This is a genomic window from Sulfurimonas hydrogeniphila, assembly GCF_009068765.1.
In the GTDB taxonomy this organism is placed as follows: Bacteria; Campylobacterota; Campylobacteria; order Campylobacterales; family Sulfurimonadaceae; genus Sulfurimonas; species Sulfurimonas hydrogeniphila.
This window is the reverse complement of the sequence record NZ_CP035534.1, coordinates 1,370,643-1,392,499: the sequence shown is the minus strand read 5'-3', so window position 1 is coordinate 1,392,499 and position 21,857 is coordinate 1,370,643. Positions and strand designations below refer to the sequence as shown.

22 protein-coding genes are annotated in these 21,857 nt (G+C 38.5%); 20 read left to right on the top strand and 2 right to left on the bottom strand.

What is annotated here, in order from left to right:
• The first annotated feature begins 196 nt into the window (after positions 1-196).
• The 14 genes from ETP70_RS07385 (at position 197) to ETP70_RS07320 (ending at position 15,546) form a co-directional block, all read left to right on the top strand.
• Positions 197-1,456: a transposase gene (locus ETP70_RS07385; RefSeq protein WP_188109950.1), complete on the top strand. Its 1,260-nt coding sequence runs from the start codon at positions 197-199 to the stop codon at positions 1,454-1,456.
• 203 nt (positions 1,457-1,659) lie between these two features.
• On the top strand, positions 1,660-2,721 hold the full coding sequence (locus ETP70_RS07380; protein ID WP_188109961.1) for a transposase: 1,062 nt from the start codon (positions 1,660-1,662) through the stop codon (positions 2,719-2,721).
• 4 nt (positions 2,722-2,725) lie between these two features.
• On the top strand, positions 2,726-2,920 hold the full coding sequence (locus tag ETP70_RS07375) for a hypothetical protein (RefSeq protein ID WP_151900581.1): 195 nt from the start codon (positions 2,726-2,728) through the stop codon (positions 2,918-2,920).
• Positions 2,921-3,091: 171 nt separating this feature from the next.
• Positions 3,092-3,520: a hypothetical protein gene (locus ETP70_RS07370; protein WP_151900580.1), complete on the top strand. Its 429-nt coding sequence runs from the start codon at positions 3,092-3,094 to the stop codon at positions 3,518-3,520.
• Positions 3,520-4,038 carry a thiamine phosphate synthase gene (locus tag ETP70_RS07365; protein ID WP_151900579.1) on the top strand — a complete coding sequence of 173 codons (519 nt, stop codon included), beginning with the start codon at positions 3,520-3,522 and terminating at the stop codon, positions 4,036-4,038. The genes ETP70_RS07370 and ETP70_RS07365 overlap by 1 nt, the downstream gene beginning before the upstream one ends.
• 71 nt (positions 4,039-4,109) lie before the next feature.
• On the top strand, positions 4,110-4,706 hold the full coding sequence (locus tag ETP70_RS07360) for a TetR/AcrR family transcriptional regulator (protein ID WP_151900578.1): 597 nt from the start codon (positions 4,110-4,112) through the stop codon (positions 4,704-4,706).
• Positions 4,684-5,589: an NADH-quinone oxidoreductase subunit B family protein gene (locus tag ETP70_RS07355; RefSeq protein ID WP_151900577.1), complete on the top strand. Its 906-nt coding sequence runs from the start codon at positions 4,684-4,686 to the stop codon at positions 5,587-5,589. Before ETP70_RS07360 ends, ETP70_RS07355 begins: the two co-directional genes overlap by 23 nt.
• Entirely contained in the window at positions 5,567-6,868 is a 1,302-nt protein-coding gene (locus ETP70_RS07350; protein ID WP_151900576.1) for a nickel-dependent hydrogenase large subunit, read from the top strand. The genes ETP70_RS07355 and ETP70_RS07350 overlap by 23 nt, the downstream gene beginning before the upstream one ends.
• Positions 6,869-7,003: 135 nt before the next feature.
• On the top strand, positions 7,004-8,239 hold the full coding sequence (locus ETP70_RS07345; protein ID WP_151900575.1) for a hydrogenase small subunit: 1,236 nt from the start codon (positions 7,004-7,006) through the stop codon (positions 8,237-8,239).
• Positions 8,239-10,017, top strand: coding sequence for a nickel-dependent hydrogenase large subunit (locus tag ETP70_RS07340; RefSeq protein WP_151900574.1), 1,779 nt, complete (start codon positions 8,239-8,241; stop codon positions 10,015-10,017). The genes ETP70_RS07345 and ETP70_RS07340 overlap by 1 nt, the downstream gene beginning before the upstream one ends.
• Positions 10,018-10,028: 11 nt before the next feature.
• Positions 10,029-10,763 carry a cytochrome b/b6 domain-containing protein gene (locus tag ETP70_RS07335; RefSeq protein WP_151900573.1) on the top strand — a complete coding sequence of 245 codons (735 nt, stop codon included), beginning with the start codon at positions 10,029-10,031 and terminating at the stop codon, positions 10,761-10,763.
• 41 nt (positions 10,764-10,804) lie between these two features.
• Positions 10,805-12,730, top strand: coding sequence for a Kae1-like domain-containing protein (locus ETP70_RS07330; protein WP_151900572.1), 1,926 nt, complete (start codon positions 10,805-10,807; stop codon positions 12,728-12,730).
• Positions 12,708-14,996 (top strand): carbamoyltransferase HypF, encoded by a 2,289-nt coding sequence (hypF, locus tag ETP70_RS07325; protein ID WP_151900571.1) that lies wholly within the window; start codon positions 12,708-12,710, stop codon positions 14,994-14,996. Before ETP70_RS07330 ends, hypF begins: the two co-directional genes overlap by 23 nt.
• Entirely contained in the window at positions 14,989-15,546 is a 558-nt protein-coding gene (locus ETP70_RS07320; RefSeq protein WP_188109960.1) for a hydrogenase maturation protease, read from the top strand. The genes hypF and ETP70_RS07320 overlap by 8 nt, the downstream gene beginning before the upstream one ends.
• A 153-nt stretch (positions 15,547-15,699) precedes the next feature.
• Here ETP70_RS07320 and ETP70_RS07315 read toward each other — a convergent pair whose 3' ends face one another.
• Both ETP70_RS07315 and ETP70_RS07310 read right to left on the bottom strand, forming a co-directional pair.
• Positions 15,700-16,236, bottom strand: coding sequence for a HyaD/HybD family hydrogenase maturation endopeptidase (locus ETP70_RS07315; protein ID WP_151900569.1), 537 nt, complete (start codon positions 16,234-16,236; stop codon positions 15,700-15,702).
• The gene (locus ETP70_RS07310) at positions 16,233-16,790 is read right to left on the bottom strand and encodes a transposase (RefSeq protein ID WP_151900568.1); all 558 of its coding nucleotides are present in this window, start codon (positions 16,788-16,790) and stop codon (positions 16,233-16,235) included. The genes ETP70_RS07315 and ETP70_RS07310 overlap by 4 nt, the downstream gene beginning before the upstream one ends.
• 244 nt (positions 16,791-17,034) lie before the next feature.
• Here ETP70_RS07310 and ETP70_RS07305 point away from each other — a divergent pair, with 244 nt between their 5' ends.
• The 6 genes from ETP70_RS07305 to htpX all read left to right on the top strand — a co-directional run bounded on the left by ETP70_RS07305 (position 17,035) and on the right by htpX (position 21,857).
• Positions 17,035-17,676: a hypothetical protein gene (locus ETP70_RS07305; RefSeq protein WP_151900567.1), complete on the top strand. Its 642-nt coding sequence runs from the start codon at positions 17,035-17,037 to the stop codon at positions 17,674-17,676.
• Positions 17,677-17,685: 9 nt separating this feature from the next.
• Positions 17,686-18,465 carry a hydrogenase nickel incorporation protein HypB gene (gene hypB / locus ETP70_RS07300; protein ID WP_151900566.1) on the top strand — a complete coding sequence of 260 codons (780 nt, stop codon included), beginning with the start codon at positions 17,686-17,688 and terminating at the stop codon, positions 18,463-18,465.
• A 1-nt stretch (position 18,466) separates the two neighbouring features.
• Positions 18,467-18,757 (top strand): HypC/HybG/HupF family hydrogenase formation chaperone, encoded by a 291-nt coding sequence (locus ETP70_RS07295; protein WP_151900565.1) that lies wholly within the window; start codon positions 18,467-18,469, stop codon positions 18,755-18,757.
• A 1-nt stretch (position 18,758) separates the two neighbouring features.
• Positions 18,759-19,904: a hydrogenase formation protein HypD gene (gene hypD, locus ETP70_RS07290; RefSeq protein WP_151900564.1), complete on the top strand. Its 1,146-nt coding sequence runs from the start codon at positions 18,759-18,761 to the stop codon at positions 19,902-19,904.
• Positions 19,901-20,899 carry a hydrogenase expression/formation protein HypE gene (gene hypE / locus ETP70_RS07285; RefSeq protein ID WP_151900563.1) on the top strand — a complete coding sequence of 333 codons (999 nt, stop codon included), beginning with the start codon at positions 19,901-19,903 and terminating at the stop codon, positions 20,897-20,899. Before hypD ends, hypE begins: the two co-directional genes overlap by 4 nt.
• 94 nt (positions 20,900-20,993) lie before the next feature.
• Positions 20,994-21,857, top strand: coding sequence for a protease HtpX (gene htpX, locus ETP70_RS07280; RefSeq protein ID WP_151900562.1), 864 nt, complete (start codon positions 20,994-20,996; stop codon positions 21,855-21,857).

Genomic DNA, 21,857 nt, shown 5'->3' with positions numbered 1-21,857 from the left:
AAGTTTATCATACTTGAGTATAATACGCAAAAAACAGATGTTTTCTCGGAACCGGTACTTCAGTCATAAGTATCTACACAACTCAAAAAAGCAAAGAAAGCGGAATAGATATTGCATAAGATTTTAAAAAACAAGAGAGTTTATGCAATGGAAGAGCGTTTAAAAAAAAAGATATATGAGACTGGTAAAAAGTCATATGAATCATAAACAACACAGTACCAATGGATTAAACCTGCTACAAAAGACTGAAGGATTTTCACAAGCACAAAGTGCTTGGAGATTTTACAATAATGAGCATGTAGATATAGAGTCACTCAATGAGCCAATGCTTACAAGAGGGATTAAAACTATTAATAAAAGCAGTGATGAATATATACTTGTAGCCCATGACTGGTCACTCATAAATTATAAAAACCATACGGCAAAAACAGATTGTATACGAAAACGCAGAAGCAATGTAAATAATGCTTCATCAAGAGGATATGAGTTGCAAAGTTCCCTTGCAATTGAGAGCAGCAGCGGCAAACCAATCCTTCCCTTGGTACAGAACCTAAAGACACAAGATAAAGTGCTCTCAAGCTATAATCCTACAATGAAGAGTCATCTTACCCATCTCGGTGAATTAACACAAAGAATAGCTTATATCAATCAATCCCTCAACATACAAAAGAAAATTGTACATGTAATTGACAGAGAAGCAGACAGTGCGGGGTTTTTCAGAGGACTGCAAAAAGAGGATTTATATATAGTACGAGCATTAGACAATGTCAAAGTCAGGTATGAAGATGAAGATATTACCCAAAAAGAGTTGTCCAAAAAAATGGATAAAGGCAAATATGTAAAAACTATACAGTATCAAAATAAAAAAGTAAAAATTTATGTTAATACGGTAGATATACTTATAACAAGAGACAGCTATCAAAAGACAGATACGCCACAAGGTAAAACAATAAAACAAAAAGTAAAAGGCAAGCCAATAAAAAACAGATTTATAGTCCAAAGACTCATAGATGAGAAGAACAATACAGTTGCTACCTGGCTTCTGTTAAGCAATCTTCCAAAAGATGTTGATATAACAAGGATAGGATTGTGGTATTATTACAGATGGAATATAGAAACGTATTTTAAACTGTTAAAAAGCTCAGGGTTTAATTTGGAAAAATGGCAGCAAGAGAGTGCACAGGCTATATTTAAACGCTTGTTTGTTGCCTCTTATGCCTGTTTGCTTGTATGGGAAATTGAACATACAAATAGTAAAAACATGCTGGCAATTAGAAAGTTTTTAGTTCGATTAAGCGGGAGATTGGTAGCAAGAAAGAAGATATCTACCTCTCCGGCTCTGTTAGCAGGTTTATGGAACTTCTTCTCTGCTATGGATATGCTTGAACTTTATGATATTGAAGAACTCCATAGCATTAAAAAAGAACTCAATGACTTTATGCAGATGGAGTTTTAAGTTGTGTAGATACTTATGACTTCAGTGCCGGCTGAGAGTGGCAAGATTATTGCAACAGCCGGCACTGAAGTCATAAGTATCTACACAACTCAAAAAAGCAAAGAAAGCGGAATAGATATTGCATAAGATTTTAAAAAACAAGAGAGTTTATGCAATGGAAGAGCGTTTAAAAAAAAAGATATATGAGACTGGTAAAAAGTCATATGAATCATAAACAACACAGTACCAATGGATTAAACCTGCTACAAAAGACTGAAGGATTTTCACAAGCACAAAGTGCTTGGAGATTTTACAATAATGAGCATGTAGATATAGAGTCACTCAATGAGCCAATGCTTACAAGAGGGATTAAAACTATTAATAAAAGCAGTGATGAATATATACTTGTAGCCCATGACTGGTCACTCATAAATTATAAAAACCATACGGCAAAAACAGATTGTATACGAAAACGCAGAAGCAATGTAAATAATGCTTCATCAAGAGGATATGAGTTGCAAAGTTCCCTTGCAATTGAGAGCAGCAGCGGCAAACCAATCCTTCCCTTGGTACAGAACCTAAAGACACAAGATAAAGTGCTCTCAAGCTATAATCCTACAATGAAGAGTCATCTTACCCATCTCGGTGAATTAACACAAAGAATAGCTTATATCAATCAATCCCTCAACATACAAAAGAAAATTGTACATGTAATTGACAGAGAAGCAGACAGTGCGGGGTTTTTCAGAGGACTGCAAAAAGAGGATTTATATATAGTACGAGCATTAGACAATGTCAAAGTCAGGTATGAAGATGAAGATATTACCCAAAAAGAGTTGTCCAAAAAAATGGATAAAGGCAAATATGTAAAAACTATACAGTATCAAAATAAAAAAGTAAAAATTTATGTTAATACGGTAGATATACTTATAACAAGAGACAGCTATCAAAAGACAGATACGCCACAAGGTAAAACAATAAAACAAAAAGTAAAAGGCAAGCCAATAAAAAACAGATTTATAGTCCAAAGACTCATAGATGAGAAGAACAATACAGTTGCTACCTGGCTTCTGTTAAGCAATCTTCCAAAAGATGTTGATATAACAAGGATAGGATTGTGGTATTATTACAGATGGAATATAGAAACGTATTTTAAACTGTTAAAAAGCTCAGGGTTTAATTTGGAAAAATGGCAGCAAGAGAGTGCACAGGCTATATTTAAACGCTTGTTTGTTGCCTCTTATGCCTGTTTGCTTGTATGGGAAATTGAACATACAAATATGTAAAAACATGCTGGCAATTAGAAAGTTTTTAGTTCGATTAAGCGGGAGATTGGTAGCAAGAAAGAAGATATCTACCTCTCCGGCTCTGTTAGCAGGTTTATGGAACTTCTTCTCTGCTATGGATATGCTTGAACTTTATGATATTGAAGAACTCCATAGCATTAAAAAAGAACTCAATGACTTTATGCAGATGGAGTTTTAAGTTGTGTAGATACTTATGACTGAAGTACCGGTTCCAAAAAATGCTTAACTTAAGGGTAGTGAGGTTTTAATCTAGGCTTTAGTCTTTAAAGCCTAAAAGACGAAGCGAAAGCATCGTTTCCCGAAAACATAAGAACTTTTACAAAAATTATAAAAAACAGAGAGAGAAAAAATGGATAAAAAAATAGAAAAGATTTTAGATATCTGGCATAAACATTTTGCAAAAGAAGCAAATCAGTACTCCGAATATGAACCCTCGGATATTGAATACTTTGTAGGCTGTATGCTGTATAACCATTTCGCTTTTTCCAAAGCACATCACAACCTTAAAACTATGGATTTGAGTTATGATTTTTTGTCTGCCTGCGGGGATGAATATGAGATGATACAAAAGATGATAGCCGAGATAAAGTTTGAAGATGAAACAGAAGCTTTGGCATTTTTGCAAAATTATATAGAAGAGGCAAAAGCAAAATATACAAAACCCGAACTTTATTTGCTTGACAGGCTGGATTATCATGTCAGTGCAATGGCAGAGCGTTATGCAAAAAATGTGGATGTGCAGAAAATAGATTTTCAAAATCCTTTGTTGAAAAAATAATGAAAAAGTACCTCATAACATCCGCTCCTTCTTATTTTCAACTCAGAAAATATATGCCTGATTTTGCACTCTACCGTGACAAAGAGAATGAAAACTACGCCATAGAAGCACAAAACTTTGTGCAAATGTGCAAACCCCTGCACGAACTCAAGGTGTTTTTGCATCAAGATTATAACTTGGCTAAGGAATTGGGTGCAGATGGTGTGCATTTGACATCACAACAGTTTGATGATATTCCAAAGGCAAAAGAACTGGGGCTTGAAGTCATCATCAGTACACATACGCATGATGAAGTACATGTAGCCGAGGCGATGGGAGCTGATTATGTGACGTACAGTCCCGTATTTTCGTCTCCAGACAAGGGTGAACCCAAAGGTGTGCAGGATTTGCAAAGTATAGCAGGGATGACAGATGTCAAAATTTTTGCCCTTGGCGGGATTGTCACGCAAGAGCAGATTGATGCGATAAGTGAAACAAAGGTCTACGGATTTGCTTCTATACGTTACTTTTTAGGCTGATTTAGGTAGATAATTTTTGCACTTACACTGATAAGGTGCTATAATCAGAAAATATAATTATTGGGAAGAGTATGGCAAGAACAACAAAAGAAGAGCGTAAAAACGGAATAATTTCTGCGGCACTGGAACTTTTTTCTGAAAACGGATTTTATATTACCACCATTCCTGACATAGCGAAAAAAGTCGGTATGAGTGTCGGTAATTTTTACAACTACTTTAGTTCAAAAGATATTCTGGCAAAAGAACTCATTATGTATATCTCTGAATATTTGGGCAAAAATATCCGTGCTATCAATGAGAGTGATATAAGTACACAGGAAAAAATTGAAAAAATTGTCTCCATGTATTTTGATACGGCCAAAGAACGGCCTGAAATGATAGAATATTTTTTGCGTGTCTATCTTTCAAACAGGGAAGTGTTTAAAGACGGATGTGAGGGAATGATATGTGTTTCTCCTTTTATTACGGAAATGATGATATTTTTTGAAAAGGGTGTGGCTTCAGGTGAGTTGCATGATCAGGATTTCTTCTCAGCTTTTGGGCTTTTCATGGGCTATCTGGGCGGTATGGTATTTCTTTACGGTGAGAAAATTCTTCCTGAACCATTGGATGATTATAAACAGTCAATTTCTGAGAACATTTATAATGCACTCAAAACAAGAACATAAATTAAAGGTTTTTTGGCTGCAGGGCCTTACATGTAACGGGAATGCCCACTCTTTTTTAAATCTGGATTATTTAGGCGAACTTTTAGAAAAGACAGAATTTTTACAGCATCCCCTTTTACCCTCAAAATATGCTTTAAGCGAAATGGCAGAGTGCAAAACAGGCTGTGATGTTTTGATATTTGAAGGGGCATATGATCCGTCTTTAAAAAGGGCAGGTGTTTTTGTAGACAAAATACTCCGCCATTATGCAAAAAATGCCAAATACATTATAGCAGTCGGTACCTGTGCCAGTTTTGGCGGCATATTCAAGGCAACTTCTCCCCAGACAAATTCCGGTATACTTTTTAATGAAGCAGAAAAAAACGGTCCTCTGCAGGAATATAATGCAAAAATAATCAACCTGTCCGGGTGCCCGGTTCATCCGGAGTGGCTGGGTTTCACACTGAATATGATTATTGACAGGCGCAAGATTGTTCTTGATGAAGAGCACAGACCACAAGAACTTTACAGCTCCCTGGTGCATCACGGCTGCACACGAAACGAATATTTTGAGTGGAAAGTGGATGCAAACCATTTTGGAGAAAAAGAAGGCTGCCTGTTTTACAAGCAGGGTTGTCGTGCACCGATGACACACGGATCATGCAATACAATTCTCTGGAATGGTGTGAACTCCAAAACAAGATCGGGAACACCCTGCTTTGGCTGTACAGAGAGTGACTTTCCAAGAACAAATCTTTTTGAGACAAAAACAAATATGTCCATACCGGCAGATGCTCCTGTCGGTGTACCAAAGAGAGCCTACCTGACTGTAACAGGTATTGCAAAAACATTCCACATAAAACGACTTGAGGAGCCTCTGATTGATTACAAAAACAATACTTGAACAGATAGAGGGTGAAGCCTCACTCTATTTTGATATGAAAGGCAATATCGTCGATTTTGTAACCATAGCCTTTCCACATTTCAGAGGTATGGAAAAGATGCTTGAGGGCAAAAATGCTATGGATGCTTTGGTAATTACCCCAAGAGTGTGTGGTATTTGCGGGCATTCCCATCTTTTGGCAAGTGTGCGGGCAATAGAAGATGCCTATAAAAACAGCGATTCTGTTGTTGAGATAACAAACAAAGCAGCAAAGGTACGTGAAATAACACTGGTTTTAGAAATTATTCAAAACCATCTGAAATGGATATATTTGGTGCTTGTTCCGCACCTCAGAGAACTTTCAGAGTCCGAAGAACTGCTCAATACTCCGCTTAAAGGAGCTTACGGAGCCTCTTTTGCAACAAAAATCCTGGCAATTTTTGCCGGACAGTGGCCGCATTCCTCTTATATGGTTCCCGGAGGGATTACAAGTGATTTTACCTATGTGGACCTTACAAAGGCAAAAAGTCATTTGCAAAAACTGACAGAGTATTTTGAAGCAGAGACTTTAGGCGCGAGTGTTGAGGAGTTTTTATCTTTTGAATCATGTAAAGACTTTGCACCGCTTGAGAGTGATTTTGCAAAAATTGAGCAGTTATTGATAGATTTGGAGATGCACAAAAAAGGTCATGCAAAAGATACATTTTTAAGTATAGGCATACATGAGTTTTCTCATGCTGCAAAAGTAAAAGGGACGAAGCTTTTCAAGGTAGCTTCCAAATATGTAGAGACACAGGATGCCTATGCGCCGGATGAGAAGAGTTATGCAAAAAATGCGCTTTATAAAAACCAGTTTTACGAAACAGGTCCGCTTGCACGTTGCATGGCAAAAGAGTTTAAGCTCATAAAAAATATGCACAGAAGATTTAAAGACAGTGCCTATACCCGTGTTATGGCACGCATTTATGAGACCGCATATCTTCTTGGATTTTGCAAAAAACTTTTGGATGAGATAAATATCAGTGAAGCATCCTGTAGAGAGACTATTCCTCTTAAAAACATCTCAGGAACGGGAGAAGGTGTTGTGGAAGCACCCAGGGGACCGTTAATTCACAGAGTACAAATAAAAGAGGGTATTATAAAGTCTTATGAAATCATCACTCCGACACAGTACAATATAGCAAGCGCTACAAAAGAAAATCCTTCCCCCGCACAACAGGCAATGCTGCATTGCTCACAGGCAGATGCAAAATTCATATTTCGCACTTTTGATGTCTGTTCTGTGTGTACTACTCACTAGTTCAGACAGCTGTTTAGTTCTAAAACCATATAAGAAAAATATAAATTTAGTTCAATTTAATAAATATTATATTTGTTTAAGTTATTCTTTTGTAAGATAGTGAATGATTATTCATTTATAGAGAAGGAGTCAGCTATGGCGGATAGAATTGAAGGTGTAAAAAAACTCTTTACATCAAAAAGTGCACGCGTTGAGACGAACAAAGGGGATGCTTATTATGAAAAGCTGTTTGAGAAGTGTCAAGCCCGTATTGAAGAGTTAAAAACGCAACAACCGATTAATAACAGATTGGACATTACTGATGTTTTGGAGATGCAGGGAATCGAGAGAAGGGATTTTTTAAAGTGGGCAAGTGCAGTAACCGGTATGCTTATGCTTCCGGCTTCTTTTACTCCGCTTGTAGCTGACGCTGCGCTGCTTATGAACAGAGCGCCTGTTATCTGGCTGGAACTCTCAGACTGTGCCGGAAACTCTGAGGCATTACTGCGTTCAGACGGACCGAAAATTGATGAAATTGTGCTTGATATCATCTCTTTGGAGTTTCATGAAACACTTCAGGCTGCTGCAGGACATCAGGCTGAAAAACAGCTTGAAGATGCGATGGAGACTTTCAAAGACAAATACCTTCTGTTTGTTGAGGGAGCGGTACCGCTTGGCATGAACGGACAGTTTGGAACTATAGGTGCAAGCGGTGAGACTATGCATGACCACTTGTTGCGTGTGGCAAAACATGCAGCTGCTGTTGTTGCAGTCGGAAGTTGTGCGACTTTTGGAGGAGTGCCTGCGGCTGCTCCAAATCCGACAGGTGCGGTAGGTGTGATGGATGTCATACAGGGCAAACCTCTTATCAACATTCCTGCCTGTCCTGCCAATCCTGCAAATATGGTAGGGGTTATCTTACACTACATCCTAACCGGACAGGTTCCGGAACTGGATTCACTGCTTCGTCCGAAGTTTGCTTTTGGCTATAGAATTCATGACAACTGCGAAAGAAGAGCGCACTTTGATGCAGGTGAGTATGTGGAAGAGTGGGGTGACGAGGGTGCAAAAAACAACTTCTGTCTCTACAAAGTCGGTTGTAAAGGTCCAATGACATTTAACAACTGTTCCATAGTAAGATATAACGAGGGTGTGAACTGGCCTGTTGGTGTGGGCCGCGGATGTATCGGCTGTTCAGAACCGGATTTCTGGGATAAATATGCGTATGAGAGACCAATGGCAGATGCGAAAATTAAAGCACCTACCGGCGGTGTGGAAAAAACTGTTGATGAGTTTGGTTTGGGACTCTTGACCGCAGCGGGCATAGGTATAGGTATTCATGCAGTGGCCAGTGCAGTAGCAGGGAAGAAAGAAGATGGAGGAGAAGCATAATGGCAAAGAAACATATAGTAGTTGACCCTATAACAAGAATCGAGGGTCATTTAAGAATAGAGGCAATTATAGATGAGAACAATACAATTGTAGATGCGTATGCTTCCTCAACACTCTTTAGAGGGATTGAGACAATTTTAAAAGGCCGTGATCCACGCGATGCGGGATTGTTGGCTATGCGTATCTGTGGTGTTTGTACGGGAACGCATTATCAGCGAAGTATTGAGGCAGTAGAAGATGCTTTTGACATTACTGTTCCTAAAAATGCGCGTTTGGTGCGTAACCTTATTCAGGGGGCACTCTATATGCATGACCATTTGGTGCATTTTTATCACCTGCATGCACTTGACTTTGTGGATGTTGTTTCAGCACTCTCGGCAGATCCGAAAAAAGCGGCAAAAGAAGCAGAAAAATGGGCTGCAGTAGCCGGAACAGTCCCGTATGAAGGATATGGAGATCTTAAAGAGGTCCAAGAGAGAGTAGCCAAGTTTGTCAAACAGGGCCGTCTTGGAATTTTCGGGAATGGTTACTGGGGGAACAAACATTATAAACTGACTCCGGAACAAAACCTCATTGGTGTTGCGCATTACCTCAAAGCACTGGATATTCAAAGAGATATGGCAAAAATGCAGGCTATATTTGGCGGGAAAAATCCGCATCCTCAGTCTATAGTTGTCGGTGGGGTGACCTGTGTACAGGATATTCAAAATCCTGCAAGAATTGCTTTGTTCAAGCAGCTTTTACAAGATACCACAAAGTTTGTCAAGCAGGCCTATCTTCCGGATGTTTATATGGCTGGAACAATGTATGCCGATGAGGCAACGGATTCGAAAGCAACATTTACTGAACTTATGCAGGGCAAAGGTGTCGGCGGAACCGGCGGAGGTCTGCTTAACTATATGACCTATGGTGATTTTAGACTTGACGATACCGGTTTTTACAAGGCAAAAACACTTTTTCCAAGCGGACTGGTTTATGGTGGTGATTTGTCAAAAGTTGAAGATGTTGATCCGCAAAAAATTGCAGAAGATGTTACACACTCATGGTATGCAGGTACAGGAAAACCCGAACATCCGTATGATGGTACAACCATTCCGGAATATACCGGACTTGATAAAAAAGAGGATGGCATAGCCTACCTTAAAACTGATGAGAAATACTCCTGGATCAAGTCTCCGATTTATAATGATACCCGTGTTGAAGTCGGACCTTTGGCCCGTATGGTTGTCGGTGTTGCCAAAAAAGATGAGAGAATAACAAAATATGTCATGAACTTCTTAAAACGCGGTAATTTACCGACAGCGGTACTCTTTAGTACAGTCGGACGTACAGCAGCCCGTGCTATTGAGACAGAGCTTATGGCTGATGTTATGGTTGAGTGGGTAGATGAGTTGGCTGCAAATGCTGCAAGCGGAGATTTGCGAACATGGACAGAGTTTGATTTTGACAAAGTAAGTGTGAAGACAAAAGGAATGGGACTTGCCGAAGCACCTCGCGGAGCACTCGGTCACTGGGTGAGAGTAGAAAACGGAAAAATTTCAAATTATCAGGCAGTAGTGCCTTCAACATGGAATGCTGCACCACGGGATTACAAAGGCCGTTTGGGAGCATACGAAGCAGCACTTATCGGTACAAAGGTGGCTGATCCCGAACAGCCTCTGGAGATTATACGTACCATTCATAGTTTTGATCCTTGTATCGCGTGTGCAGTGCATGTTGTTGATACAAAGGGTAAGGAACTCGGTGTCTATAAAATAGATACCGGTTGCAGTATCTAAGGAGAACAATTATGAAACCTAAATACAAACAAGTCAAAAGGATGACAGCTTTTATGCGACTTAACCACTGGGTTGTCGCATTCAGCATGGTAGGTGCGGTGGTAACCGGACTCTATATAGGGCATCCTTATTATCAGACACTGATTGCTGAGCCTGCTGTTATGAAGTATGTGATGGCATGGAACCGATGGGTGCATTTTATGATTGCAATCATATTTGACGTCAGCAGTATTGTTATCGCGTATCTTTATTTCTTTTCAAGATTTGAAAAACCATATAAAAAGATCATCCCGACGGCAGGAAACATCAAAGAGTTTTTTGAAGTTATCATCAACCTTGTTATGCTGAACCGCCGTAAAAAGTTTGATTCTACTCACAGTGACAGTTTCAATACTGTTTTCTTTTTGCTGTTTCATTTAATGCTTGCATGGATGCTTTTGACAGGACTGCAACTCTATGTACACGGGCTTGAATCCGGGCTGAGTTCTATAGGGTCATGGTGGCCCTGGATGTTGCATTTGGTGACAGACTGGACCCTGCCGGTTTCATCATGGATGATTGGTTCAACGGCAACGGGAACAAATATTATGGATGTGCGCATAGTGCATCACATGACTATGTGGTTTATCCTTTCCTGGGTGGCTTTTCATATCTATTATCAGGTATGGCGTACCATATTTTGGAAAGAGGGAGACATTGGTATTGTTGTCAGCGGTACCAAATTTGTTAAAGAGAAAGAAGCATAGCGCTTCTTTCTGACACAGAAAAATCATTTTAAAGGCATTCAATGGCATTCATCTTGGAATTACACACAACATCTTCTCAAAACTATCTTTATAATACAGTCGTATCTATTGTAAAAACCTGTGATATTGTTGCGGACATATCGCAAAGAGAAGGAAAAATTATTTGTGCTTTTGCATCAGAACATGAAAATCTACAAGCGTGTCTTGATACAATTGCACAAAAACTGCCGGCTTCCATCTTTTTAAAAGCTTCCAAAAGTTATGCAAACGAGGAAGAAGTCTCTTCGAAGACAGAATTAAAGAATGAATACCCTTTAAACCTGGGACTTTGTCCCTCCTGTCAAAAAGAGATGTTTGATGTAAGCTCACGCAGATATTACTATCCTTTTACATCATGCAGCTGTTGCGGAGGCAATTACAGTTTTTTACATGCCTATCCTTATGCACGACAAAACACCTCTATGAAATTTGTTGTTCCCTGTGCATCGTGTAAGGAAGAGATGCAAAGTGCCGGTTTGAGAGAATCGCATCACATTAACAGCTGCCAGGAGTGTGGTGTACCGGTACGTCTTGTGAACAAATCGAGTGAACGCTATGCCAATGATGCAGGAAGTTTTCGTACGATGTTTGAGGTGGCGGCAAAAGCACTCAATGATGATAAAAAACTGCTCATAAAAACAACGATGGGATATCGTCTTTTTTACAAAGCCGATACAATGCATGATGATTCTGTACTTATGATGATAAATGCGGCCAAAATAACAGACCATCTCTCCTTGATTACAGAGGAGTTTAATGCGCTGCTTGGTATTGAGCGACCGATCTTACATGTAACGCTTAAAAATGAAGCACTTAAAGAAAAGCTTGGACGCAATACTGCCTATGTAAAGTATCCTGATGACGGATTTTGTATTTTGCTGGGAGCAGAATTGCAAAAACTTGGCGTAGATTTTATTGCCTATGAAGATGCTGATGCTGCCTGTGAGGCTGATATGCTGATGGATTATGACCTTGAAATCAATCCGCAAAAAGACATGAGAGTCTTTTTAAACAAAGATGTCTCTTTTATTGCCCAGGGAGAGAGAGTCTCTTTCCCTTCACATAATCTGAAAAAACGAAATGTTTTGTCTATCGCTGACGAATATATCGGCTTTGCAAAAGAAAATCAGATGTTTTTTGATGAAATGCAACACTTTGACTCTTTACATGTAGAACAGGTAAATGTCATAGAGGGGACAGAAGAAGTGTATCATCCAAATCAGCATATTTTTATGCCCGAAGAGGCTTCTTTTATGTCTGTGATTGCAGAACATGAGGTTTTCGGACAAAAATGTGTCGGAGCCTATTTTGACGAAGAACCCTCTTTTTTGTATTATGACGGTAAAAATGTTCTCAGAGTTGTGCCTCCCAAGGCTTTTGATGGCAAAAACATCATAGAAGATATAAAAAATCTCAGAGAAGGGTCTGACAGACTTGTCGTCAATTTGGAAAAAAACATGCCCCGCATTTATAAAAAGCTGCTTCATCTGCAAAAGAAAAAAGATGTGAAGCTTTTTGAAGCAGTGGCAATTTTACTCGGAATTGAAGATGAAACAATGCGGGGCGTTGTCAATGAAGCGATGAAATTTGTAGGCAAAGGCGGTATCCAAATTGACACCCATGTAAGTGACAACCGTTTTGACCATGCGGCTTTTCTCTCAAGCATTATCTCATACCAGTTGGCTGATGTAAGTACTTCTATCCTCGCTTATTCCATATTTGAGAGTTTTGGGGATTATTTTAATGATATTTTACAGGAACTCAAATCCAAAACAAAAGCCCAACACATTGTACTGTGCGGAACATATTTTTCAAACCAGTCACTTTTTTCAAGAATGCAAAGAAATTTGAAAATGTCTCCGCCTCTTATGAACATGAATTATCCAATTGGCAAGGAGAGTGCTGTTGTCGGCGGAGTCTATCTGTAGAAAAAAGATATATATCAGCGGTATTGTTCAAGGTGTCGGATTTCGCCCGTTTATTTATGCCTTAGCCAACAGGTACAGGTTATGCGGCTTTGTTTTTAATGATGGAAATGGCGTTGTTGTTGAAGTACAGGGGGAAAACGAGACGCTTCTTGAATTTATCAAAGAGATTGATTTTTCAGCGCCGCCTTTGAGTAGAATAGATACGCTTGGCATTGAAGATATACAGCTCAAAAGTGATGATGGTTTTAGTATTGTAAAATCCCAAGACAGCGCTCTTTCAACAATGCTGAGCCCGGATATGACACTGTGTGATGACTGCAAGCGTGAAATGTTTGATAAGAAAAACCGCCGTTACATGTATCCTTTTATCAACTGTATCAACTGCGGACCGAGATATACCATTATAAAAAATCTTCCATATGACAGAAAAAACACCTCAATGCAAAACTTTACAATGTGCGATACATGTAAAGAGGAGTATGAGGACCCGACAAATCGCCGTTATCATGCGCAGCCGATTTCCTGTTATGACTGTGGACCAAAGTTGGAATTTGTATCTTTGATGGAAGAGTGTCAGGCTCAGAACAATGAGGCTGTAGAAAAAATATGTGAGTGTATAAAATCCGGTAAAACAGTGGCTGTCAAAGGACTGGGCGGCTTTCATCTTGTATGTGATGCAAGAAATGAAGAAGCAGTGATGCTTTTGAGAATTAACAAGCACAGACCAAGCAAACCGTTGGCTGTAATGTTTGAAAATATAGAGTCTTTACAAAAAATCTGTCAAGTTTCCAAGCGTGAAAAAGAACTCATAGTTTCAAAAGAGCGTCCCATTGTTTTGGTAAAAAAGAAAAGCCAGCAACAGGTATTATGCAAATACATTGCTCCGAATATAGACAAAATCGGTGCGTTCCTTCCCTATACACCCTTACATGAATTGATTTTAAAAAAACTCAAATTCCCCATAGTAGCCACAAGTGCAAATTTAAGTGATGAACCGATTATTCAAGATCAAAAAGAACTCTTTAAAAAATTGCCCCTTGTTGTGGAAGTATCGCTTAACCATGACCGTGAGATTATTAACGGCTGTGATGACAGTGTTATGATGCAGATTGCCGATCAAAATATCACATTACGGTTGGCACGGGGTTTTGCCCCACTGAGTTTTGTAACAAAGATACAAAAGAGTAAAAAAATCCTGGCACTCGGTGCACAGCAAAAAAGTACAATTACTTTGGCTTTTGAGGGAAATATTGTTATGTCACCTCATATCGGGGATTTAAATACAGTTGGAGCTATGGAATATTTCAGACAGACTGTGCAAACTTTTCAAAGACTTTATAATTTTCAGCCTGACATTATTGTATGTGACAAACATCCAGGATATGAAACAACAAAATGGGCCAAAGAGTACATACAAAATCATCCCTTATGTGAACTTATACAGCTGCAGCATCATTATGCGCATGCTTTGGGTACGATGGCAGAGTATGCTTTGGATGAAGAAGTTTTGGCATTTTGTTTTGACGGTACAGGTTTTGGAGACGATGGAGTGTTATGGGGCGGTGAAGTGCTTTTGGCAACACCAAAAGCGTACAAAAGAGTCTGCCATATGGAAGAATTTTTTTTGATAGGGGGTGAAAAAGCGATAAAAGAACCAAAGAGAGTTGCACTTTCTCTTTTATTTGATATTTTTTCTCTTGAGGAAATAAAGAGTATGCCCAATGATTTTGTATCTTCTTTGGATAAAAAGGAGATACAAACGCTCTACCTCATGCGAAACAGGAGTATAAACTCTATACAGACTACTTCTGTGGGAAGACTCTTTGACGCTGTATATGCCTTGTGTGGTTTTTTGAATCCTTTAGGACACGAAGGAGAGAGCGGGATGATTATGGAGAGTCTTGCACGCGAATTTAAAACAAGAAAGAAGTATACTTTTGAGGTAAAAGATGATGTGATATCTTGTAAAAATCTTATCAAGGAGATACTTGCCGAAGAGAAAAAAGAGCTAATACCGGCAAAATTTATGAATGCTCTTGCTGCGATGATAATACAAATCAGCTTACAACATAAAAACAAAAGAGTAATACTCAGCGGAGGCGTTTTTCAAAACAGTTATTTACTGGAAAAAGTTGTGTCTCTTTTTCAAAAAAATCATATTAAATATAATATTGCATCAAAAGTACCGGTAAATGACGGTGGTATATCACTGGGGCAGGCCTATTATGCATTACATCAAAACAGTATCAAGGAAAATTATGAATAAAAAAGTAGCACTTATCGGAAGCGGCAATGCATTTTTTAAAGATGAAGGGGCCGGTCTGTATGCCGGAAAGTTTTTAAAAGAAAATTTTGATTTTGAACCGGAAATCGAAATAGTCGATGGAGGGACACTGGGCTTTAGACTAATGCCTCTTTTGCAGGAATATGATGCAGTCATTATTGTAAATACAGCCTCTGATAATATGAAAAAAACGGGAGAGATCAGTGTAAAAACAACTGATGAATTTTTAGACGGAGAGCTTGTCAAAAAAACTGCCAATGAAGTCGAAATTGCCGAAATGCTGCAAATTTGTTCTATGAGTGAAAAAATGGCAGAGACAACGGTCATCAGTATTGTTCCAGAGGATATTATATCGGTAGAAGTGGCATTGAGCGAAGCTCTTGAGTCGCATTGGCAAAACTATATCAGTGTTATTTTGCAGACCTTGAAAAATATGGGCATTGTTGTGAAAGAAAAAGAAAAAAGATGCTCTTTGGAAGATATTTTGCATATATTTGCCAATCCGAGTATAGAATTTAATCGTGGTTTTTAACAGGAATATAAGATAGAATATATTAATATATGAATGTTCATTCATTTTTAAGATTTTGGATGCAACTACGACTTTTTCATGATAATGCAGATATGAGATATATCCACAACTCCTGTAATTCCTCAAAGTTCAAAGCAAATTATTGCATCTGCATTATCGACTTACCGGGTTTTTGAAACTTTCAATAATAGCTTCCAATGAGACAGGATGTTCATTTTTACTTACTTGAATTCCCTCTTTTTGCAAGACAGTAATGACAGTATCAATATATGTACCAAAAGTCTCCTGCATAGTCATACTTAATCCTATGCATACATCAATTTTTTGTGGCACTATACCGATGATACTCGATTTAGGGATCTCTTTTCCCATAAGTTCTAAAATATCAAAACACTGCAACACACCTATTTCATGTGCTCCGCCGGAATTGAGACCATATCCTGTAAGTTCTTTGGAAGGTATATGGTAGATACTGCCGGGTTTGTCATCTATCTCAATGGCATCAAGAATGATGATATGTTTATACTCCATAAAAAGATTTAAGAGATTTATGCCTTCAACACCGCCGTTGAGAATATCTGTCTGCGGAGAAAATGTGTAGTTTTTTTCCAGGTATTGTGAAGCATAGACAGCTACACCATCATCAAATTCTAAAATGTTTCCTACGCTCAGGAGTGCCAATTGTTTCATGTCTGCTCTTTAAAATAATTTTGTATGAGAAGTTCTAAAGCTTCTTCTTTTGAATAATTGAATTTAAACTCAAACTCTTTGAGATAGTAGGCAAAAAGTTTATGGGAAACACCTTTATATACAAGAATCGATTTTTCAAAATATTTCCAAAAATCAAGAATTTTGTTTTCTTTGTTTGAAAGTCGGATGAGTTTGCTTGCTCTTTGAAATTTTTTAAACTCTTTGGTATACGTATCTTCAAGGTTGTCTTCTAGAAACTGATTTTTATATTTTTGCAAAGAGGGCATTAAAAGTGTATAAATATATCCATTATAGTCAAAAGTCAAAAAATTGTATGCATCAAAGATGGCACCGCTTTTATGTTTTTTTGATTTTTCTATATAAAAGTATTCTTCATATTCTACGGCATTGTCTCTTATTTTCATATAATGCTCTTCACTGATATTTGCACAAAGCATTCTGAAATCCTGATAATAGTTTTTTGCACAGACATAGGAGATATGCAGCAGTTTCGATGCATCTAAAGCACTTTTGTTGTCTAAAAAAGCCTCCATCAGAAAAAGTACTGTATTTACTCTTTTTATTGAAAGCTTTTTTTTGCATTGTGAACATTTGATATTGTGTGAATGCAGACGATACATGTAACCACCGCAATATAAACATTCGGTTTGCCAGTGCATTGTAACTCCAAAGTTCTAAAATTATATAAGAAATACTGCTTTTTAGCTTTCTTTTACATAATATAGTATAAAATCTTTTAAACCTGAATAAACATTCATTTTTAAAGGATAAAACTTTATGGAATTAGGATATATGATAATCTTCTATTACGGGATACTTCATGCATTTGGGCCTGACCATTTAACAGCTATTGCGGATTTTTCTATCGGAAAGTCTATGAAAAAAACCATGATGATTACAGTTATGTTTGCATTTGGCCACGGATTGACACTTTTTATGTTTGCAAAGATCTTAGAGGTGTATCGATTGCCTGAGGCAATAACAGCATATGGGGATATTATCTCTTCAACTGTTATTATCGGAATGGGAATATATCTTTTGTATATGGTCTATACGGACAAAATCCATCTCAACAAACATATGCATGACGGAAAAGAACATATTCATATCTATTTTGGAAAAGAGCATACACATACCGAAAATATAGAAACAGCATCAGCATGGACCATGGGAGCGCTGATGGGTATGGGCGGAGTACGAGGTATGCTTGTTACTCTTGGTGCTCTTCATGACAAGAGTATAAATTTTGAGATGATACTCTTTTTCATAGCAGGGGTAAGTATTGTGTTTGTTTCTTTCGGAGGCATTATTTTATATCTCAACAAAGAAGTTTTGACAAACAAAAAGAATGTAAGAAAAGTCTTTACAACAGCCGGTTTCATATCGGTTCTTGTAGGTGCTGATATGTTATTAGGATAAGGAGAAAACATGTGTGCAGATTGCGGATGCAGTATAACAGGAACAACTTTAGGAGATGGGCATCACCATCATCACGACCATAGCCATGAACACCAGGCAGCACATGAAACACTGCATCATAACCCACAGCTCAATGATTCTAAAACGATTAGTGTCATTACAAAAATTTTAGATAAAAACAATCATGAAGCAGGACATAACCGTGCCCATTTTGATAAACACAATGTCTTGAGTATTAATCTGATGAGCAGCCCGGGAAGCGGAAAAACGACACTTTTGGAAAATATGGCTGATATGGCTGATTTTAAGTTTGGAGTCATCGAGGGTGATTTGGAAACAAGCAGAGATGCTGAGCGGATTAAAGCAAAAGGGATACCGGCATATCAGATTCAAACAGGCAGTGCCTGTCATTTGGATGCTTTTATGGTACATAAGGGTCTGCATGAAATGCCTCTTGAGGAGATTGATGTCTGTTTTGTGGAAAATGTCGGCAATCTTGTCTGTCCTGCATCTTATGATGTCGGTACACATCTGAATATTGTCCTTGTTTCGGTTCCTGAGGGGAGCGACAAGATAGAAAAATATCCTGTAATGTTTCGTCAGGCTGATTTGATACTTATTACAAAAACGGATTTGCTTGAGCATTTTGAGTATGATGTGGAACATGAAAAAAATGAAGCACGAAAAATCAAGCCAAATGTAGATATTTTGGAAGTAAATATCAAAGACAAAGCCTCCGTTGAAAAAGTGATAGACTGGATAGAGTTTAAAAGAAAGATGAGAGGGTAATATGTGCTTATCAATACCAAGCAAAGTAGTAAAGATAGACAAAGAGCGTAATGTTGCGGTTGTTGATACTATGGGTATCACAAGAGAGGCAGGACTCGAACTTATGGAAGAAGATGATGTACAAATCGGTGATTATGTATTATTGCATATCGGTTTCATTATGAACAAAATAGATGAAGAGGATGCCCTCGAATCACTCAGAGTTTATAATGAAATTTTAGAAAAACTTGATGAGGAAGAGCGGCGTTCTTTGGTTGAAGAGGATGATAACTGTCCAAACAGAGGTGCATAAAATGAGCCAACTCCAGTTAAAAGATCTGTATGACGGTTTTCGAAATCCTGAGGTAATCGAGGGTTTTGCAAAACTTATAAACGAAGAGGCAAAAAAACTTCCAAAACCGGTTAATATCATGGAAGTCTGTGGCGGTCATACACACTCTATCATGAAATTTGGTCTCCCGCAGCTTCTGCCAAAAAATATAAACTTTATCCACGGACCGGGATGTCCTGTATGTATTATGCCAAAAGAGCGGATTGATCATGCCTACATATTGGCAGAGCTTGATGATACGATTTTGGTAACACTCGGTGATATGATAAAAGTACCCGGAAGCCACGGCAGTCTGCAGGATGCTCGTGCAAAAGGTGCGGATGTGCGTTTTGTCTATTCTCCGCTTGATACACTCAAAATTGCTCAGGAAAATCCGGATAAAAAAATAATCTTTTTTGCCATCGGTTTTGAGACAACAACGCCTATGACAACTTCACTTATAGATATTGTTATTAAAAAAGAGATAAAAAACATTTTCTTTCATATCAACCATGTCACGGTTCCTGAAGTCATGGTGGAGCTTATAGACAGCAGAGATGAACATGTAGACAGCTATAACAACAGAATTGATGCTTTTTTGGGGCCTTCACATGTAAGCGTTATAACGGGAAGTAAAATTTACGAAAAATTCCCAAAAAAGTATAACAGACCTGTAGTGGTTGCAGGGTTTGAGCCGGTCGATGTCATGGAAGCTATCTTGATGATAGTCAGACAGTTCAATGAAGGCAGATGCGAACTTGAAGTGGAGTACAAACGACTCGTTTCGTATGACGGCAATAAAAAAGCACAGGCACTTATAGAGAAGTATTTTGAAAAAGCCTCTCTTTTTAAATGGCGGGGACTTGGAAATATTCCCGATAGCGGATACAGACTCAAAGACGAATATGCTTATCTTGATGCGGAACATATTTATGCTGATATTTTACCAAAAGAGGAGATAGAAGACCATAAGCTTTGTATCTGCGGTGATATACTTCGAGGAATGGCAAAACCAAACGAATGTACGATCTTTGGTACAGCCTGCAAACCGCAGACACCGCTTGGCAGCTGTATGGTCAGCAGTGAAGGTGCCTGTGCGGCGTATTATAAATATGGAAATCTATTATGAACAAACAGATAACTTTGGCCATGGGTAATGGCGGAGAAGAGAACAACGAGCTTATCTCCAAAATTTTTTACAAAGCGTTTAAAAATGAGATATTGCAAAAAAGTGAAGATGCCGCGGTGATACATGGCGGTGAACTTGCATTTTCTACAGACAGTTTTACGGTAAGCCCTCTTTTTTTTCCGGGAGCAGACATAGGAAAGCTGGCTGTATGCGGTACATGTAACGATCTTGCCATGATGGGTGCAAAGCCGAAATATCTTACATGCAGTGTTATTATAGAAGAGGGGTTTTCAACCCGTGAACTTGAAAAAATAGTGCGCAGTATGAAAAAAGAGCTTGAAGTCAATGGTGCTGTAGTTGTCAGCGGTGATACAAAAGTTGTTCCCCGTGGCAGTGTTGACAAAATCTTTATCAATACAACAGGAATAGGAGAAATCCAAAAAAAAGGGATAAGCTCCAACAATATCACAACTGATGATGTTATTTTGCTGAGTCGTGATATCGGATGTCATGGTGCAACCATCTTTTGTGCTCGTGAGGGAATAGAACTCTCAACTACCTTAGAGAGTGATTGTGCATCACTGACCCATCAGGTGCAGGCTTTGCTCGATGCAGGTGTGAAAGTCACTGCTATGCGGGATGCAACGCGTGGCGGAGTCAGTGCGGTACTGAATGAATGGGCAAAACAATCCAATATCTGTATAGAAGTGCAAGAAGATGCTGTTCCTGTTTCGCAGGAGGTAAACGGAGTATGTGAGATGTTGGGGTTTGAAGCACTCAACCTTGCAAATGAAGGTACTTTTGTTTTGGCAGTGAAAAAAGAAGATGCACAAAAAGCACTTGATATACTGCATGGTTTTGAAAATTCCAAAAATGCTGTTACAATTGCCAGTGTCACTAAACAATACAGTCAAAAAGTTATATTGTTAAGCCCGTACGGAACAAAAAGGTTTTTAGATACCCCTACAGGGGAACTTTTGCCCCGTATCTGTTAAGGGTTTTCAGAGGCGCGCTTAAGCTACTTATGTAGCAAAAGAGCATAAAAAAAGAAGCTACAATAAATTATAATTTTTTTATAAAGGGAAAACTATGTCTTTAATCATGTTAATAGTAATGAACCTGGCTGTTATGGCATCACTGTATGTAGCACTTTTTATTCTAAGCAGTTTTTTTGGTATTTATATTGATCAACAGAGTATGAGTGGGCTTTTTATGATGGCTGCACTTTTTGGTTTTGGGGGAAGTTTTATTTCTCTTTTTATGTCAAAATGGATGGCTGTCAGAGGCATGGGTGTGGAGCTGATAGATACACCGCAAAACAGTTTTGAAGAGTGGCTTTTGGGTACAATTCACAAGCTTGCCGTTGAGGCAAATATAGGTATGCCGGAAGTTGGTATATTTGATGCACCACCGAATGCGTTTGCAACAGGCTGGGATAAAAACAATTCTCTTGTTGCTGTGAGTACCGGACTTATTGAGAGTATGGACAAAGATGAAATAGAGGGCGTTCTTGCACATGAGATAAGTCATATAAAAAATGGTGATATGGTTACGATGACACTTATGCAGGGGGTTTTGAATACTTTTGTCATATTTGTCTCCCGTTTACTTGCTTCTATGGTTGCGCGAGACAGAAACGGCAATACAAATCATATGATGTATTTTGCGATAAGTTTTGCCTTAGAGATGATTTTTTCTCTGTTTGCTACTGCTATACTGATGTGGTACTCAAGACACAGAGAGTATCGTGCAGATGAAGGGGCTGTTGATTTGAGTGGACCACAGGGAATATACTATGCACTGGCGAAATTAGGGCGTATTCCAAAAGAAGAATTGGCACTCAGCGATGATTACAGAGCATTTGGAATAGTCGGATTTTTAGGAAGTTTTTTTGCCTCACACCCTCCTATAGAAGCACGACTTGAACATATACAGGAATACAGCAGAAGGTAA

Coding starts and splice junctions, on each gene's coding strand:
- ETP70_RS07385 (WP_188109950.1), top strand. CDS start 197: ATGAATCATAAACAACACAGTACCAATGGATTAAACCTGCTACAAAAG.
- ETP70_RS07380 (WP_188109961.1), top strand. CDS start 1,660: ATGAATCATAAACAACACAGTACCAATGGATTAAACCTGCTACAAAAG.
- ETP70_RS07375 (WP_151900581.1), top strand. CDS start 2,726: ATGCTGGCAATTAGAAAGTTTTTAGTTCGATTAAGCGGGAGATTGGTA.
- ETP70_RS07370 (WP_151900580.1), top strand. CDS start 3,092: ATGGATAAAAAAATAGAAAAGATTTTAGATATCTGGCATAAACATTTT.
- ETP70_RS07365 (WP_151900579.1), top strand. CDS start 3,520: ATGAAAAAGTACCTCATAACATCCGCTCCTTCTTATTTTCAACTCAGA.
- ETP70_RS07360 (WP_151900578.1), top strand. CDS start 4,110: ATGGCAAGAACAACAAAAGAAGAGCGTAAAAACGGAATAATTTCTGCG.
- ETP70_RS07355 (WP_151900577.1), top strand. CDS start 4,684: ATGCACTCAAAACAAGAACATAAATTAAAGGTTTTTTGGCTGCAGGGC.
- ETP70_RS07345 (WP_151900575.1), top strand. CDS start 7,004: ATGGCGGATAGAATTGAAGGTGTAAAAAAACTCTTTACATCAAAAAGT.
- ETP70_RS07340 (WP_151900574.1), top strand. CDS start 8,239: ATGGCAAAGAAACATATAGTAGTTGACCCTATAACAAGAATCGAGGGT.
- ETP70_RS07335 (WP_151900573.1), top strand. CDS start 10,029: ATGAAACCTAAATACAAACAAGTCAAAAGGATGACAGCTTTTATGCGA.
- ETP70_RS07330 (WP_151900572.1), top strand. CDS start 10,805: ATGGCATTCATCTTGGAATTACACACAACATCTTCTCAAAACTATCTT.
- ETP70_RS07320 (WP_188109960.1), top strand. CDS start 14,989: ATGAATAAAAAAGTAGCACTTATCGGAAGCGGCAATGCATTTTTTAAA.
- ETP70_RS07315 (WP_151900569.1), bottom strand. CDS start 16,236: ATGAAACAATTGGCACTCCTGAGCGTAGGAAACATTTTAGAATTTGAT.
- ETP70_RS07310 (WP_151900568.1), bottom strand. CDS start 16,790: ATGGAGGCTTTTTTAGACAACAAAAGTGCTTTAGATGCATCGAAACTG.
- ETP70_RS07305 (WP_151900567.1), top strand. CDS start 17,035: ATGGAATTAGGATATATGATAATCTTCTATTACGGGATACTTCATGCA.
- hypB (WP_151900566.1), top strand. CDS start 17,686: ATGTGTGCAGATTGCGGATGCAGTATAACAGGAACAACTTTAGGAGAT.
- ETP70_RS07295 (WP_151900565.1), top strand. CDS start 18,467: ATGTGCTTATCAATACCAAGCAAAGTAGTAAAGATAGACAAAGAGCGT.
- hypD (WP_151900564.1), top strand. CDS start 18,759: ATGAGCCAACTCCAGTTAAAAGATCTGTATGACGGTTTTCGAAATCCT.
- hypE (WP_151900563.1), top strand. CDS start 19,901: ATGAACAAACAGATAACTTTGGCCATGGGTAATGGCGGAGAAGAGAAC.
- htpX (WP_151900562.1), top strand. CDS start 20,994: ATGTCTTTAATCATGTTAATAGTAATGAACCTGGCTGTTATGGCATCA.